Below are 17,966 nucleotides of genomic sequence, written 5' to 3'. Positions count from 1 at the left end.
TTTTATAGCCATTTGACATCGATCAAATGGCTTTGCCTTATCAGTGTCATGATGCTGTCCAAGCCTTAAGGCTTGGACAGCATCTCCTTTGCTAAAGCGCTGTTGCGTGGCAAGGGCGAACAATAAAAACATCGTCACAACAGGAAAATCCATGAAATTAATCAGTCGCGTATTATTGTTAGTTATCGCTGTAAGCACTTTAGCCGCCTGCGGTGAGCAAGGTGTTGGCCCCAGCAAGCCAAAAGCTGAATCCTCTAAAGAAGCTAAATAAGTCGTTTTAGTCGGGAATGTGATATTGCCGCGTCTCTTTTGCGGGCGGCAATATCAATCCACGTCGTTTGTCTCTATGGCGCAATGCACGTGGCAAGAATTAACCACGGTTTTCAGCGCACTTAATTTGTGGATTTGTATCCCGCGTTGTTTAACGGTAATGATGCCTTGTTGACTCAAATAAGCCAATTGCCGACTGACCGTCTCAATCGTCAGACCTAGAAAATTGGCGATATGCAAACGGCTCATGGTTAAATTGAATGTCGTGCTGGAAAAGCCCAGTGCTGCATAGCGTTGCGAGAGCATCAATAAAAAAGTGGCCATTCGTTCCTTGGCCGAGCGGTGCCCAAGCAAGATGATCTTGTCATGATCCGAGGCAATTTCTTTACCCAAAATTCGCATCAGCTGGCTATGTAAGCTAGGTATCTTGCCGCATAATTCATTGAGATTGCTTAACGGCAATTCGCAAACCGAAGCGGTTTCCAGCGCAACAGTCGAACAGGTAAAGCGGCCGTGTTGCAGCGAATCCAGCCCCATTAATTCACCTGGCAAATAAAACCCCATGGTTTGTTCTTCGCCTTCCGCGTTGGTAATAAAGCTCCTGAACGAGCCGGATTTGATGGCATATAAGCTGCGGCAGGTGTCGCCTTGCCGATAAAGCAAATCGTCTATCTGCAGTGGTCGTCGTTCGCGAACTATCGTTGCCAGGTCTTCGACTTCGGACTGTTGTAAGCCAAAAGGCAAGCATAATTCGGACAACTTGCAGGTTTGGCAGGTGGCCTTGGTCGAGTTGGTTTCAGTCACGTCTGCCCTTGGTTAATGTCGCGGTATATTGCATATTAACAGAGCTTGCTTAAATGCATGACTTGCCTTGTGTAAGCGCGTACTTTTCCCTTATCTTTCTGCTTCCGGCCCGGCGTGCCGGCGGCGCAATCCTTTTCCGATACGCTTTCCGCCGGCGTCTGTGGTATTTTAGCCGCCCTCTACTTTGTCGCGGTTCGGCGGCTTTCAACACAGGATTATTCGCAAAACAATGGGCGTACAGGAAAATTTCGAACAACTCCCGCTAAAAGAATTCACCGAAAAAGCCTACCTGGATTATTCCATGTATGTGATTTTGGACCGGGCCTTGCCGCACATCGGCGACGGCCTTAAGCCGGTGCAGCGTCGTATCGTTTATGCGATGTCGGAGCTGGGCTTGTCTTCGCTGGCCAAGTACAAAAAATCGGCGCGTACCGTCGGTGACGTGCTGGGTAAATATCATCCGCACGGCGACTCGGCGTGTTACGAAGCCATGGTGTTGATGGCACAGGATTTTTCTTATCGTTATCCATTAATCGATGGTCAGGGTAACTGGGGTTCGCCGGACGACCCGAAATCCTTTGCCGCGATGCGGTACACCGAATCGCGGCTGACGGCTTACGCGCAAACCTTGCTCAGTGAGTTGGGGCAGGGCACGGTAGATTGGACCGACAATTTCGACGGTACCTTGAAAGAACCCAGTTTGATGCCGGCGCGCTTGCCGAATGTGCTGTTGAACGGCACCATGGGTATTGCCGTGGGGATGGCAACTGATATTCCACCGCACAATCTGCGCGAAGTTGCCAACGCTTGTCTGCAATTGCTAGACGAGCCGGAAACACCGCTGGAAGGTCTGCTGGTCCACATTCAAGGGCCGGATTATCCGACGGATGCTGAAATCGTTACGGCTAGCGCCGACATTCAAAAAATGTATGCGACCGGCAACGGCTCGGTGAAAATGCGCGCCAAATACGAGCTGGAAGATGGCAATATCGTCATCACCGCTTTGCCGCATCAAGTCTCCGGCGCCAAGTTGTTGGAACAAATTGCTGCGCAAATGCTGGCAAAAAAGCTGCCGATGATCGAGGATTTACGCGACGAATCCGATCACGAAAATCCCACGCGCTTGTTAGTGATTCCCAAAACCAAGCGCATCGATGTCGATGCGGTGATGTCGCATTTGTTCGCGACCACTGACCTGGAGAAAAATTATCGGGTCAATATGAATATGATCGGCTTGAACGGCAAGCCGCAGGTCAAGAATCTACGGATGATCTTGACCGAATGGATCAGCTTCAGAACCGAAACCGTGCGCCGTCGTTTGCAATACCGTTTGGATAAGGTGCTGGCGCGCTTGCATATTCTGGAAGGTTTGCTGATCGCTTATCTGAATATCGACGAAGTGATCGCCATCATTCGTAGAGAAGATCATCCCAAGCCGGTTTTGATGGAGCGGTTTGGCTTAAGTGATTTACAGGCGGAAGCGATTCTGGAACTGAAGCTGCGCCACTTGGCCAAGTTGGAGGAAATGAAGATTCGCGGTGAACAAGACGAGTTGGAGCAGGAGCGTCAGGCTTTGGAAAAAACCTTGGGTTCCGAGCGTTTGCTGAATCGTTTGATCCGCAAAGAAATCGAGCGTGATGCAGAGAAATACGGTGACAGCCGCCGTTCGCCCATCGTTGCACGTGACGCCGCGCAGGCGCTGGATACCACCGAGCTAATCGCTAACGAACCGGTCACCATCATTCTGTCGCAAAAGGGCTGGATACGGGCGGCCAAGGGCTACGATATTGAAGTAGAAAGCCTCAGCTATCGCGCTGGCGATGCGTATTTATCCTCGGCGAAAGGCCGGACTACGCAACCGGCGTATGTGTTGGATTCCACGGGCCGGGTCTATACCGTCACCACGCACGACCTGCCTTCCGCACGGAGTCAGGGCGAGCCCATGACGGGTCGGCTAAATCCGCCGCCCGGTAGCTTGTTTACCGATGTATTCACCGGACAGTCTGACGATTGGCTGTTGATTGCCAGTAATGCCGGTTACGGTTTTCGGGTTCAGGTCAAAGAGCTGCAAAGTAAAAACAAGGCTGGTAAGGCTTTGCTGAGTTTGCCGACCGGCGCAAAAGTGTTGACGCCCGCGCCGATTCCGCGCGGTCACGACTTGCTGGCGGTTGCAACCATGCAGGGCAGATTGTTGATATTTCCAGCGTTGGATCTGCCTGAGCTGGCCAAAGGCAAGGGGAATAAGTTGATTCAGATTCCCGGTGGTGATTTGGTTTCCGGCAAGGATGCGGTGGTCGCCGTAACGGCGTTGTCGGCTAGCAGCGAATTGAAAATTATCTCCGGCAAGCGTCATGTCACGCTGAAAGCCATGGATATAGCCCAATATACTGGTAGCCGCGCCAATCGCGGCACAGCGCTGCCGCGCGGATTTCAAAAAGTGGATGGACTGGAGTGTGTCGTTGCGTAAGTTTCAACTACGTGGGATATGTATTCCAGTAAGCTTTTCAAGGCTTTTCTGACGTTTTTGCATTGTCCACCAGCGAGCTAACAACAGTTTATTAGTTCAATATAAAAAATCTATTGACGTATACAATCAATGTCTTTATCATAGTCATCTTTCTGGAGTGCTTCTGTTCTTCGGGATAATAAGAAGGTCAATTCGGGGTATAGCGCAGTCTGGTAGCGCGTCTGCTTTGGGAGCAGAATGTCGGGAGTTCGAATCTCTCTACCCCGACCAAGATTTGCGCTTGTAGCTCAGCTGGATAGAGCATCGGCCTTCTAAGCCGAGGGTCGCAGGTTCGAGTCCTGCCAAGCGTGCCATCGCAAAAAATTCATCATTATGGTGAGCGTAGCTCAGTTGGTAGAGTCCCGGATTGTGATTCCGGTTGTCGTGGGTTCGAGCCCCATCGTTCACCCCATTAAAATCAATAATTTGATGCTGTTTGTAGGATGCAAGATCGGCATCTACTGACAAATGGTCATTCGTTAGACGGTTTCACCGTTTTCAATTTTTACATCGTAAACATTCATCTTAGTAGGCCTTCCGGCAATTCATTTGCATCGGTGAGATCCAGCACTTCCGACAAACGCATACGGCAAAGATGGCAATTTCCACGGCCGGCCAGAGATACCAATAATTAGACTCTTGAGCGATCTTGAGCATAAATTCGTAATCACGATCTTCGGCGTAGTGTTGGCGAGGTTTGATTGATAGCTTTTTCACGCCTACCGTCGGATTGAATTTAATTTTTTCAATTCGTATGCCCATGAGAAATCTCGTTTTATGTATGCAAGCTCTTTATTTGCCCTGCTTTCCGACAATTCACCGTTGATGACAATCTAGATAATCTTTTTGCGTTTATGTAGCCAATTTGCGCCAGATAGGTGTTAGCTGGAAGTCGAGACTAATAGATGCGAAGGTAGCCGCCATGGGAACACTCAGACTTTCGTATGCTTGCCAAATTTCTGCCAAAGATGACTTTGGACTGATCAGTCGCTTTGATCGCCATTTCCCAAGGTCTGGATCTTTGTATTTGAACATCCATTTACCACTACCTGACTTATCCCACCAGACACCAGTCGCCAGTTTTCTGGCTTCAATATCGGTCGGTATAACAGCTGTTCGCGCAGGTCCTTTAGTCATGGGCGTTTAATCGATAAAATCGATTACCTCTTGATTGGCGTCAGGGATGTCGAATTTTAATCCCATAGGTGCATTGATTGCATCTATCGTAGTAAAAATTTTACCCCCTTGTCCGTATAAGTAACGAACGCTACTTTTTCTTAGGCATCGTTCAATATCACCGGGCCTATCGTAACCAGTAGCTATTTTCAGTCGCTCAATAGAGACAAAAGCTGTCATTGAATAGTATTGAGTCATTCCGTCTGAAAGTTTGCATTGGTCACGGTGTTCATCGCGTCAATTAAGCTTTTCGGACGCATATCGGTCCAATGGGTTTCGATCCAATCCAGGCAAATCTGGCGTTGCCCTTGCGGGCCGATGGTTTTCCAGCCTTTGGGGATTTCGCGAAAGGCCGGCCAGAGTGAATGCTGTCCTTCATCATTGATTAACACTAGGTAGTCGGCTTCGTTGTCTTCAAAGGGATTGGTCATGGGTTTTTTCCTTTTTAATAAAACTATAAGATTTACGTTCGGTTTCAAATCCGCGTCAATATCCTTCTTTAGACCTTGTCAGTCGCCAGACTGAATGGTTGTATCTTATGTGGCGACGGAAAATGTCCTTCAGCGATCAAATACTCGAAATACGCGCGCAATTCAGTATGACTGATTTCAGGGCAGGCGATTCCGCTGCCGCCAAGGCCCACAACGGTATTATCATTGTAGATGCAAGGCGTCACGCTCAGCGCAGGGTTTTGTTCGGAATTATCAGCAGTATATAGCGGAAGCAAAGGAAGTAGACCTAGATCCGGCATCGCTTTGGATGCTTCGCTTAATTGCGCCAACCACGGAGCAAAAGGAAGAGAAATGACGGGATAACCCAATTCGTTTAAAACCTTTTGATAAACAGACCTTGGCGTAGGGTGGGGATTAGACAAATGGAATACTTTGCCTAACGAGGCCCGTTGCAGGGAAAGATAAACCAGCGCCTGACTGACAAAATAAACCGGGACATGATTATCCTCGTTATTCCCATTGACGGTGGTGATACCCAGTTGGATATCGTTGAGACGATGACGATACCAGGCATCATCAATATGGGTATAGCCGGTCGTAGTCAAACCAAGAATGTGGGTTGGACGATAGATCGTGACCGGCAAACCACGCTCAGCGGCGTATCTGACCAATTGCTCGGCTACCCATTTGGATTCGACATAACCCATGCCGGTTTGCATTGGATATTCCAAGGGATCGGTTTCCCTGATGTGTTCGACTCGTGGCGAGACGACTGACAGAGTGGAGACCAGATGCAACGGTTTGGTATGGATCAGGCAGGCCAGACGCAGAAGTTCGTGAGTGCCATCGACGTTGGCAGCTTTCAGCATAGCGTAGGGATAAAGAAGATTATCGTGCGCACCGCAGTGATAGATCGCGTCTATCTGTTCTGCCAAATAGCGGTATTCCTCATTGCAAAGCCCCAAACGCATTTGTTCCAAGTCGCCAACCACGGGATGAAGGCGTAACGCCAGTTCGTCCCGCCACAGGCCGTGCCGTTCAAGGTTGCTCCGCAAGCGTTGGGCACCGTGTTCCGCGTTATCGGCGCGTACCAGGCAATACAGCTCCGCCGAGGTTTGCCGAGCGAGTTCGTCTAGCAGATAAGCACCCAGAAAGCCGGATGCCCCGGTAATCAATACCGCTCGCAATTCTTCCGCGGTAAGCGCAAAGTCGGCAGTGGCAGGCCAAATCGCCGGATCGAGCTGGCTTTCGGCAACAAAGTCCACGCTAGGCATGGCTAAAGCCTGTTGACCTCGGGTTTGCAGGCAGGTGTCGAGATGCGCGGCCTGAGCGCTGAGCGCTGGAAAGCTGAACAGGTCGCGCATGGTGGGTAATATGCCCAGCGCGGTTTCGATGCGGTAAATCAATTGGGTTAGCAATAAGGAATGTCCGCCCAGATCGAAGAAATTGTCTTGTCTGCCAACCCGCTCCACGTTCAGGACTTGCCGCCACACCTCAGCTAAGGCCGACTCGGTGAGTGTTTGCGGTGCGAGGTAGTCGTTATCGCTGGACTGTATTTCCGGGTCAGGCAAAGCTTGTCGATTGAGTTTGCCGTTGGGGGTCAATGGCCAGGCTTTAATCGTTACCAAGGCCGTGGGCACCATATAATCGGGCAGTTTTTCCAGCAACCAGTCGCGTAACACAGCGGTTGTCAATGTTTGGTCATTAACCAGTAGATAGGCGACCAGCCGTGGTTTTCCGAATTGATCCGCGCGCGCCAATACCACGGCTTCTCGCACCGCCGGGTGCTGCACCAGGACCGATTCGATTTCACCCGGCTCGATACGAAAACCACGGATTTTCAGCTGCTGGTCGATGCGTCCCAGATACTCGATATTGCCGTCGGGCAGCCAGCGGCTCAAATCGCCGGTTTTGTACAAACGTCCAGCGCCGAACGGATTGGGGATGAATTTTTCCTCGGTCAATTCCGGGCGGTTCAAATAGCCGCGCGCCACGCCGACGCCGCCGATATACAGTTCCCCGGCCACGCTGATAGGCACCGGTTGTTGCAAGGCATCGAGGATATAGACCTGGACATTGGCAAGCGGACGCCCAATGGGCGGGGCCTGGGGGGTAATCGTCTGGCAGAGCCAAGCGGTAGCGCAAATGCTGGCTTCGGTCGGGCCGTACAGATTGAAGAAACGGCGATTTTTCGCCCACAGTCCGAACAGTTCGGCGGAGCAGGCTTCCCCGGCCACGCCCAAGGTGCGCAAGGCCGGTAGCGAATCATGCGGTAATGCGGCCAGCGTCGAGGGCGTTACTGTCGCCACCGTAATGGCATTGTCGCTGAGAAAACGCCGCAAGGGTTCGCCCGGTGCCAGGTTTTCGCGTGTACCTAGATATAAAGCCGCACCGCTGCCCAGCGCTAACATGATCTCGGATGCGGCGGCGTCGAAACTTAACGAGGCGAATTGCAAAATCCGGTCATCCGTGCCGATTTCCAACAACGCGATTTGTGCCTGTATGATGCTGCACACGCCGAGATGCTCTACTAACACGCCCTTGGGTTTGCCGGTGGAGCCGGAGGTGTAGATGACATAGGCCAAGTTGTCGGTAGTCACAGCACTGCTAGGCTGGGTATTCGGCAATGCTTCGATAAGCGGCCAGTCGCTATCCAAATAAACCGGTTTGGCGTTATGAGCCGGTAAGCGGTCCAACAGTGCGGACTGGGTCAACAGCACCGGCGCCGCCGCGTCTTCCAGCATGTGCGCCAGCCGTTCTTGCGGATAAGCCGGATCCAGCGGCAGGTAAGCTCCGCCGGCTTTAAGTATCGCCAAAATGCCCACTACCATGTCCGCCGAGCGTTCCAGGCAGATACCGACCAGAGTGTCCGGTATGACGCCCAAAGTTCGTAAATGGTGCGCCAGCTGATTGGCGCGTTGGTCGAGTTGACGGTAGCTCAAACGTTGTTCGCCATAGACTACCGCCACTTGATCCGGCGTGCGCGAGGCTTGTTGTTCGAACAATTGGTGGAGGCAAAGATCCTTGGGAAGGTCGGCAAAGGTGTTGTTCCAATCGACCAGCATTTGCCGGGATTCGTTTTCATCCAGCAAGGGTAAGGCCGGAATGGGCTGGTCCGGGTCGGCGAGAATGCCATTCAGCAGGTTGGAAAAGTGTGCCATCAGACGTCTGATGGTGGTTTCATCGAACAGGTCGGCGGCATAACAACAACTGCCGACAATGCCATCCGCCTGTTCCCGCAAATGTAATTCCAAATCCATGCGCACGCTAGGTTCGGCGAACTCGCATGCACTGATTTCCAGGTCCGGAAGCTCGAAGCCGTCCTTTTTGGCGGCTTGCAAGGTAAAAACGATTTGTACAATAGGGTTATAGCTCAGGTTCCTCTCGATCTGCAGTTCTTCGACTAAACGTTCGAACGGCAGGTCTTGGTGATCCTGTGCCAGCAGCAGGGTTTGTTTAAGCTGCGCCAGTAGGTGACGGAAACCGGGGTTACCGGAAAGGTCTGCCCGTAGCGCCAGGGTGTTGGCAAAAAAGCCGATCAGCGGTTCGGTTTCCAGACGATTGCGGTTGGCAATCGGCGAGCCGACGACGATATCCTCTTGGCCGCTGTAACGAGCCAGCAACACTTGAAACGCCGCCAGCAAGGTGGTGAACAAGGTGGTGTCTGTGTCGCGACTAAGCTTTTTAAGCCCTGAAGTCAGCTTGGCATCCAAGCTTAGCGGATAAGCGCCGCCCTGGAAACTTTCGACTGGCGGACGCGGCCTGTCGGTTGGCAGCACCAATAACGCGGGCGCGTCTTGCAATTGCTTTTTCCAGAATGCGATTTGCTGCTCCAGTGCCTCGCCTTGCAGCCATTGCCGTTGCCAGACCGCAAAGTCCGCGTATTGCACCGGTAGCTCAGCCAGAGTCGAGGGTCTGTCGGCTGCGAATGCGGCATACAGTTCGGTCAGTTCATGTACCAAAATGTCGAGAGACCAGCCATCGGCGGCGATATGGTGCAGGCTGAGCAACAATACATGCTGGTCTTCGTCCTGCCGGAGCAGCTTTGCCCGCAACATCAAGTCGCGGCTTAAATCGAAGACCTGCAACGAATCTTGCCGGGCTTCACGGCAAATTTCTGTTTGGCGTAAAGCGTCAGGCAGGTGGCTCAAATCGGTTACCAGCAATTCCAGCGGTTGAGGTGCGCGGATGCGTTGGTAAGGTTGCTCGGCACTATTGTCGAACGTGGTACGCAAGCTTTCATGACGGCGTACGATTTCGCTCAGGGACTGTTCTAATGCCGAGAGGTCAAGTTGTCCGCATAAACGCAAGGCCAATGACATGTTGTAAGCCGCACCGCTGCCGAGCCGGTCCAGGAACCACAAACGCTGCTGGGCGAAGGATAACGGCAAGGGCTGATCGCGGGAAGCCGCCGAGATGGGCGGTGGGCTATGCTCGCCTCGGGTCCGGCATTGGGCGAGATATTCAGCCAGCGCGCACAGCGTTGGATTTTCGAACAGCGTACGGAAAGGCATGACGATGCCAAGGTCTCGCTGAATCCGCGAAACCATTTGGGTCGCCAGCAGCGAATGTCCGCCCAACGCGAAGAAATTATCCCGCCGGTCTATGTGTTGCAAGTGCAGTACTTCGCACCAGATTTCGGCCAAGGTCGATTCGGTCGGCGTCGGCGACTGGGTGAAAGCGTTTTTTGGTTCGGCCGCTTCGATGGGCATGAAGCCGCGAACTTTTACAGGGGCATCGACACGACCGATAAATTCCAGATTACCGTCTTTACGCCGGCGCACCCAGTCGCCGGTACGGTACATTCGTGAACCGGGAATGGCGGAGAAAGGATCGGCGACAAAGCGTTCGGCGCAGAAAACCGGATTGTTGAGATAAGCGCGGGCAAAACCGATGTCGCCGGTATATAACTCGCCGATTACACCGACCGGTACCGGTTGCAATGCATTGTCCAGAACATAAGTTTGATTGTTAAGCAGCATGCAGCGTTCTTGTGCCGGCAAAATATCGCATTGATGCAGCGGCGCATCCGCTTGCATCACGGCCTGCTCGATCAGGCTTAACCAGCGGCGGCTAAAGCGCTCGACGGTGTCGGCATCGAACAAGTCGCTACTGAATTCCCATACGCCGGTTAAACCCAAGGCTTCGCCGTTGGGTCCGTATTGTTCCGCCAAATTGATCGACAGGTCGAACTTGGCGCTGGAGCCTACCAGAGGTTCCAGGGCTACGCTGATTCCCGGCAAATCCGGGCGCGCATTGACGGTGTTTTGTAGCACCAACATCACCTGGAATAGCGGATGGCGGGCCATCGAGCGGGCAGGTTGCAAGGCATCGACCAACAGTTCGAACGGCAAATCCTGATGCTCATAAGCTTCCAGGTCGAATGCTCGCACCCGTTGCAATACGGTACGCAGAGAAGGCCGTCCCGACAGGTCGGTGCGCAATACCAGCGTATTGACGAAAAAGCCGATCAAACCTTCAATGGCCTGATCGGTTCGGCCGGCGATTGGCGCACCGATAGGAATGTCATCGCCGGCGCCCAGGCGCGACAACAGCGCCGCCAACGTGGCCTGCAACAGCATGAACAGCGAAGCCTGCTCGGCCTGGGCCAGGGTCAGCAAGGCCCGATGCAGTTCGGCGGACAGCCGAATCGGCACCGTGCCGCCGCGATAGGAACTGACTGCCGGCCTGGGCCTGTCGGTCGGCAGAGGCAACTCATCGGCAATCCCGGCCAAGGCCATTTTCCAGAATGCCAACTGTTTGGCCATCGGACTGTTTGGATCATTCACCGCACCCAAGGCTCGACGTTGCCAGAGCGCATAATCGGCATACTGAATCGGCAAATCCGCCCATGTCGGTGCCTGATTTAGACAGCGGGCCTTATAAGCCAAGCTCAAGTCGTCGGCTAACACCGCCATCGACGAACCATCGGCGGCGATGTGGTGGACCAGTATCAGCAATACTTGCTCTTCCTGGCCTAAAGAGTCGGTGCCAAGCGGATCGACACTTGTGCTGAGCGGAGCCGAAGCAAACAACCAAGCCCGAAACGGCAGCTCCACGCTAATATCCAACGCGGTATCGGCGGCCTGTTGCAAGCGAGCGGGTAATTCCAGCTCGGTAACCTGACAGCGGCTCAGCAGCGAACCAATGTCGGCGACCGGCACAATCGCCTGCTCGGCCACGCCCTCGAATTCGGGGAAGCGTGTACGCAAGGCTTCATGACGCGCTACTAGATCGAACAAAGCCCGCTCAAGCGCGTCGGCATCCAGATGCCCGTTTAAACGCAGAGCGATAGGTATGTTATAGGTTGCACTAGGGCCTTCCAGACGGTGAATAAACCACAAGCGTTGCTGCGCATAAGACAGCGGCAAGCGTTCGGGACGCGGCAATGCGACCAGGGGCGATCTGGCGCTACGCAAATCGTGCAGATGCATGGCTAATTGCGCCACGGTGGGCGCCTCAAATATCGCCCGGATCGGCATTTCCACGGCAAACGTTTCACGTATCCTGCTGACCAAGCGGGTTGCCAGCAGCGAATGTCCCCCCAGCACAAAAAAGGAGTCGGTAATACTGACGCGATCCAGACCCAGTAACTCGCCAAATAGTGCCGCCAAGGACAGTTCTTCGGGCGAAGCGGGCGGCACAAATGCATATTTGCCGCGTTCCGGTTCAGGCAAGGCGCGACGGTTCAACTTGCCGTTGGCGGTCAGCGGTAAAGCTTCCAGCGCCACAAAGGCCGAAGGCAGCATGTAGTCCGGTAACTGCTCGGCTAATAGCCGACGCAACGTTTCGTTGGTTAAATCCGCGCCAAGGGATGGCACCCAATACGCCACCAACTGCAAACCGAGCCCGTCGTCGCGGGCTACCACCGCGGCTTGCATGACCTCTGCCACGGCCAGTAATGCCGTTTCAATTTCGCCGGGTTCGATACGGAAACCGCGAATTTTCACTTGGCCGTCGGCCCGCCCCAAAAACTCCAGATTGCCGTCTTCGCGCCAGCGCGCCAAATCGCCGCTACGATACATCCTGGCTCCGGGAATTGACGAAAACGGATCGGCGACAAAGCGTTCGGCGCTAAGGGCCGGGCGGTTTAGATAGCCCCGGGCAAGGCCGAAGCCGCTGGTATATAACTCGCCGGTCACGCCCACCGGCACCGGTAGCAGGGCGTTGTCCAGAACATACGCGCGAGTGTTGGCGATCGGTTTGCCGATGGGCACCGATGAGCAGATGGCATCGGCGGACGCTACCGGATAGCAGCTGGTAAAGGTGGTGTTTTCGGTCGGCCCATAGCCGTTGATAATCCGGTTGTCTCCCAACACTGCTCTGGCCTTCTGTACGTGGGGTACGGACAAGGCTTCTCCACCGGCAAACAGGCGTCGCACACCGCTTAAATCTGCCAGTCGTTCATCCACCATCAAATGGAACAGCCCCGCCGTCAGCCACAAGGTGGTCACCTCATAGTTACGAATGTGACGGCCAATGTCTTCCAGACTGGATTGACCCGGCGGCATTAGCACCAAGCGACCGCCGTTCAACAGCGCCGCCCAGATTTCCAGCGTAGAAGCATCGAAGGCCAGCGGAGCCAGTTGCAAAAATACTTCGTGGCTATCGAAACTCAAGCAGCCGTTCGAGCGCACCAAACGCACTACATTTCGGTGGCTGACGGCGACGCCTTTGGGTTGACCGGTGGAGCCGGAGGTATAGATCAGATAAGCAAGATCGTCGGCTTGCGCCTTACAGGGCGGCATGCCGCGGTTGCCGGCGGAAAATAGCGCTAGATCGCGATCCAGGCACACTACGCGTAGCTCTTTGGTCGGTAACGCGGCCAGCAGTCGTTCCTGGGTCAATAGCACCGATACCGCTGCGTCATCCAGCATAAAGCGCAAACGATCCCGAGGGTAATCGGGCGCCAGCGGCAGATAAGCGCCACCGGCTTTGAGTATGGCCAGCACGCCCACCAGCATGTCCAGCGAACGTTCCACGCAAATGCTGACCAAGGTATTCGGTCCGACGCCCAGGGTTTGCAGATAGTGCGCCAGCCGGTTGGCGCGATCATTAAGTTCGGCATAGCTGAGTGTCAGATCGCCGAAGACCAAGGCAATGGCGGCCGGATCACGCGCCACTTGGGCTTCGAACAGTTCCGGCAAGGTGGCTTCGGGAACAGGCTGCGGGGCGGGGTTGAATTTTTCCAGCAGCGTATGGTGTTCTTCCGGGGTCAGAATATCGCACTGATACAAGGGCGCATCCGGTTGGGCCACGGCCTGTTCGATCAGCCTTAACCAACGGCTGCTTAAGCGTTCGACGGATTCGGCATCGAACAGATCGCGGCTGAATTCCAGCTCGCCGCTCAAGCCCAAGGGTTCGCCCTGCTCATCGTAATGCTCGGCCAAACTCACCAACAAATCGAACTTGGCGCTGTGGTGCGCCAAGGGTTCCAGTGCCAGCGTCAGCCCCGGCAAAGCCATGCGCGGACGGGCGGTATTCTGCAAGGCCAGCATCACCTGAAACAGCGGATGGCGAGCCATCGAACGCGCCGGTTGCAAGGCATCGACCAACAACTCGAACGGCAAATCCTGATGCGCGTAAGCCTCCAGATCGAAGGCCCGCACGCGTTGCAGTAGCGTGCGTAACGAAGGCCGTCCCGACACATCGCAGCGCAACACCAGCGCATTCACGAAAAAGCCGATCAAACCCTCGATCGCCCGGTCGGTGCGGCCGGCAATCGGCGTGCCAATCGCAATATCCTCGCCGGCCCCCAAGCGCGACAACAGCGCCGCCAACGTGGCCTGCAACAGCATGAACAGCGACGCCTGCTCGGCCTGGGCCAAAGTCAGCAAGGCCCGATGCAGTTCGGCGGACAACCGAAGCGGCACCGTGCCGCCGCGATAGGAAGCGACCGCCGGCCTGGGTCTATCGGTCGGCAGAAGCAACTCATCGGCAATCCCGGCCAAAGCCGACGTCCAGAACGCCAACTGCCGGGCCATCGGACTGCCGGGATCGTCCACCGCCCCCAAGGCCTGGCGCTGCCAGAGCGCATAATCGGCATACTGAATCGGCAAATCCGCCCAAGCCGGCGCCTGGTTCAGACAACGGGCGCTATAGGCCAAAGTCAAATCGTCCGCCAACACCGCCATCGACGCACCATCGGCGGCGATGTGATGCACCAGTAGCAGCAATACTTGCTCTTCCTGGCCTAAAGAGTCGGTGCTGAGCGGATCGACACGTGTGCTGAGCGGATCGACACTTGTGCTGAGCGGAGTCGAAGCAAACAACCAAGCCCGAAACGGCAACTCCACGCTAATATCCAGCGCGGTATCGGCGGCGGTTTGTAACTGCTCAGCCAGCTCCGCTTCCGTGACCCGGCAGCGGTTCAAAAAAGAACCAATAGCCGCAACCGGCACAATCGCCTGCGCAGCCACACCGTCGAACTCCGGGAAGCGGGTGCGCAAGGCTTCATGACGAGACAGCAGATCGAGCAACGCCTGTTCGAGCGCCTCGACATTCAACTGACCGCTTAAACGCAGGGCGATAGGAATGTTATAGGTTGCACTGGGGCCTTCCAGACGGTGAATAAACCACAAGCGTTGCTGGGCATACGACAACGGCAAGCGCACAGGGCGCGGCAAGGCCAGCAGCGGCGCTCTTGCACCGAGCATATCACGCAGACGTAAAGCCAATTGCGCCACCGTCGGCGCCTCAAATAAAGCCCGGATCGGCAGCTCCAGCGCAAATGCCTCGCGCACCCGACTGACCAAACGGGTCGCCAGCAAGGAATGCCCGCCCAGTGCAAAGAACGAATCCGCCACACTGACGTGCTCCAGCCCCAACACCTCGCCGAACAACGCCGCCAAACGCGCTTCTTCCGAAGAAATCGGCGCCACAAACCGGGCCCCGCCGCGTTGCGGTGTCGGCAAGGCGCGCCGATCCAGCTTGCCATTCGGCGTCAACGGCAAGGCCTCTAACTTCACAAAGGCAGACGGCCGCAGATAGTCCGGCAACTGCGCCGCCAAGGCCGCGCGCAACGACGCGTCGGATTGATAGGTAGACAGCTCGGCGCCGACGGCCGGCACCCAATAGGCCACCAACTGCAAACCGAGGCCGTCGTCGCGGGCCACCACAGCCGCCTGCGCCACACCAGGCAAGGCCAACAACAAAGCCTCCACCTCGCCGGGCTCGATGCGGAAACCGCGAATCTTGACCTGACTGTCGGCCCGTCCCAAAAACTCCAGCGTGCCGTCCTCGCGCCAGCGCGCCAAATCGCCGGAACGGTACATCCGGGCACCGGGCGAGAACGGATCGGCGACGAAGCGCTCGGCGGTCAAGGCCGGACGGTTTAAATAGCCACGGGCCAACGCCGCACCGGCGATGTACAACTCAGCCGCGACACCGACCGGCACCGGTTCCAGGGTGGGGTCTAGTAGGTAAATGCGGGTATTGCGGATGGGTGTGCCGATGGGCGGCATTTCCTGCCAATGCGCACTATCTTGAGCAAGGGTGTAAGCAGTGACGACATGGCTTTCACTAGGGCCGTAGTGGTTGTGCAATAGGCTGTTGCCGGTCTGGGTAAAAAATCTCCGCAGGGCCGGAGTGACTTTTAATTGTTCGCCGGCGCAAATGACTTCCCGCAACGGCAGCGAGGATAGGTCGAGATTGGCGCTTAGCTCGGCGATATTATTCAGCGCGGCTATCGGGATAAACAGCCGTTCAATCGCATGATTGCTCAATACATCGAGCAATTGTTGCGGTTCGCGGCGAACTTCATCCGGCACCAAAACTAAGGCACTGCCGGTTTTCCAGGCGCCAAAAATTTCCTGGAACGACACGTCGAAATTGGCCGAGGTCAATTGCAGGGTGCGCAGTTTGCTGTCTAAAACGCCGTGTTGCGTTTGCCATTCGAGCAGATTGACCAGGGCTTGCTGGCTCATCATCACGCCCTTCGGCTTACCGGTCGAGCCGGAAGTAAAGATCACATAAGCCGGATGCAGCGGGCTTAGTGGCGTTAAACGGTCCACGTTCGAGGGATTACTTTGCGGTTTTAGCGCTAAGCCGGTGAGTGTAGACGGATCGTTTAGCAGCAAGCGCGCACAAGTGTCCGGCAACGTCACCGCCATTGCCGATGTGCTAATCACCAGTAAAGGCGAGGCATCCTGCAACATGACTTGCAGACGGGCTTTGGGATATTCAGGATCCAGCGGCAAGTAGGCCGCTCCGCTTTTTAGTACCGCCAGCAGCGCAATAATTAGCTCGAACGAGCGTTCCAGACACAGGCCGATCAAGGCTTCCGGGCCAGCGCCTTGCGCAATCAGCGCATGTGCCAGCCGGTTGGCACGGGCGTTGAGTTCGCCGTAGCTCAGCACCTGATCGGCAAAGATCAGTGCGGTAGCGGTCGGATCGGAATTAGCCCTAGTCTCGAACAGTTCCGGCAAGGTGATGTTGGAGATAGGCTGGGCCGTGGCGTTAAATTCTTCCAGTAAGGTATGGCGCTCATCGGCTGTCAGTATATTAATGCGATACAGCGGCGCGTCCGCTTGGGCGATGGACTGCTCGATCAGGCGAATTAGATGCTGTCCAAGCCGCCGGCCTTGACGGTCGTCAAAGAGTGCCGGGTCGAATTCCAGACGCAGTTCGATTTGCTCGCCGGGGGCGACCATCAGCGCGAGCGGATAATGGGTGGCGTCGTGGCCGGCAATATGGCTAATTTTAAGGTCGCCGATACCTTGTTTGATGGCGGCGCGGTCTATCGGGTAGTTCTCAAATACCAGTAGAGTGTCGAACAAAGGCTTAAGGTCGCCGGCGATATGCTGGATTTCCGTGAGGCCGAGGTAGCCAAAGTCCAACAAACCAGCCTGGCGCGCTTGTAGTCCGCCAAGCCACGCGGCAAGCGTTTGATTGGCCGGTACGATTACCCGTAGCGGCACGGTGTTGATCATCAGTCCGACCATTTGCTCTACGCCGGGCAGTTCGGCTGGACGTCCCGATACGGTGATACCAAAAATCACCTCCCGCTGTCCGGTCATACGACTCAGCAGCAAGGCCCAGGCGCCCTGGAACAAGGTATTGAGGGTGATGTCATGCTTGCGGGCAAAATCGTGCATTGCCCGGCTAATGGTTTGCGGAAAATTATGCCGCCATTGGTGGGGAGTCTGGTTTATGGCTTGGTCGGAGCGTTCAGGCGCGATCAGGCAGGGTGTGTCAAGGCCTGCGAGGTAGGCTCGCCAAGCGCTATGAGCCTGGGGCCGCTGTTGCGCTTGCAGCCAAGCGAGATAGTCGCCATAGCTGGATACTGGTGACAGCGTGTTTTGGCCGCTGGAGTCGCGATACAGGCTGAAGAGTTCCTTTAACAGAATAGGTGTCGACCAACCGTCCAATATCAAGTGGTGATTGGTGACCAGTAAACGATGCCGTTGTGGTCCGAGCGTGAGCACAGTGAAACGAATCAACGGCGGCTGGTCAATAGTGAAACGGTTAGTCCGCAATTCGGCGGCCACGGCTGCGGCACGTTGCGATTGCTGCGCCGCTTCAAGATCGCTCAAATCCTGGTATTGCCAAGGCAGGGGGGGCTGAGACACGACAACTTGCAACGGGGTTTGGCCTTGGTGGACAAAGCCGGTACGCAGCACGGCATGACGTTGTAACAAGGCCGCACAGGCGTTGCGCAAACGCTCCGCTTCCAAGTTGCCAGTCAGGTCAATCGCCGTTTGGACGCTGTAGAGGTCCGCCTCTGTGCTATCGAACAGGGCGTGGAACAGCAAGCCTTC

General features: G+C 55.3%; 7 protein-coding genes and 3 tRNA genes (1 of these 10 only partly in view). 4 read left to right on the top strand and 6 right to left on the bottom strand.

All coding sequences use genetic code 11. From position 1 onward, the window contains the following. Nucleotides 1–324: 324 nt before the first annotated feature. A complete protein-coding gene (fnr, locus tag EBA_RS19670; protein ID WP_192376286.1) occupies nt 325–1,074 on the bottom strand; it encodes a fumarate/nitrate reduction transcriptional regulator Fnr in 750 nt (249 codons plus the stop codon). A gap of 229 nt (nt 1,075–1,303) precedes the next feature. Here fnr and parC point away from each other — a divergent pair, with 229 nt between their 5' ends. From parC to EBA_RS19650, 4 genes are all read left to right on the top strand, one after another. Then, on the top strand, nt 1,304–3,541 hold the full coding sequence (parC, locus tag EBA_RS19665) for a DNA topoisomerase IV subunit A (protein WP_192376285.1): 2,238 nt from the start codon (nt 1,304–1,306) through the stop codon (nt 3,539–3,541). A 193-nt stretch (nt 3,542–3,734) separates the two neighbouring features. After that, a tRNA-Pro gene (locus tag EBA_RS19660) sits at nt 3,735–3,811 on the top strand. A 6-nt stretch (nt 3,812–3,817) separates the two neighbouring features. After that, nucleotides 3,818–3,894: transfer RNA gene (locus tag EBA_RS19655), tRNA-Arg, on the top strand. Between the two features lie 22 nt (nt 3,895–3,916). Beyond that, nucleotides 3,917–3,992: transfer RNA gene (locus EBA_RS19650), tRNA-His, on the top strand. Between the two features lie 113 nt (nt 3,993–4,105). Here the strand turns inward: EBA_RS19650 and EBA_RS19645 are convergent. From EBA_RS19645 to EBA_RS19625, 5 genes are all read right to left on the bottom strand, one after another. Continuing rightward, the gene (locus EBA_RS19645; RefSeq protein ID WP_192376284.1) at nt 4,106–4,342 is read right to left on the bottom strand and encodes a hypothetical protein; all 237 of its coding nucleotides are present in this window, start codon (nt 4,340–4,342) and stop codon (nt 4,106–4,108) included. 90 nt (nt 4,343–4,432) lie between these two features. Beyond that, nucleotides 4,433–4,717, bottom strand: a complete 285-nt coding sequence (locus tag EBA_RS19640; RefSeq protein WP_192376283.1) for a hypothetical protein — start codon at nt 4,715–4,717, stop codon at nt 4,433–4,435. 6 nt (nt 4,718–4,723) lie between these two features. Beyond that, a complete protein-coding gene (locus EBA_RS19635) occupies nt 4,724–4,954 on the bottom strand; it encodes a hypothetical protein (RefSeq protein ID WP_192376282.1) in 231 nt (76 codons plus the stop codon). Further along, complete coding sequence (locus EBA_RS19630; protein ID WP_192376281.1) at nt 4,951–5,187, bottom strand: MbtH family protein; 237 nt, start codon at nt 5,185–5,187, stop codon at nt 4,951–4,953. The genes EBA_RS19635 and EBA_RS19630 overlap by 4 nt, the downstream gene beginning before the upstream one ends. Before the next feature lie 68 nt (nt 5,188–5,255). Next, nucleotides 5,256–17,966 carry the end of a non-ribosomal peptide synthase/polyketide synthase gene (locus EBA_RS19625; RefSeq protein ID WP_192376280.1) on the bottom strand. The gene runs 16,059 nt beyond the window's last position, so only the last 12,711 of its 28,770 coding nucleotides appear in the window; its start codon lies beyond the right edge, outside the window; its stop codon occupies nt 5,256–5,258.

Source organism: Methylomonas albis (assembly GCF_014850955.1).
Lineage (GTDB): Bacteria > Pseudomonadota > Gammaproteobacteria > Methylococcales > Methylomonadaceae > Methylomonas > Methylomonas albis.
Note: the sequence above shows the minus strand (reverse complement) of the source record. Positions and strands in the feature narration are given on the sequence as shown.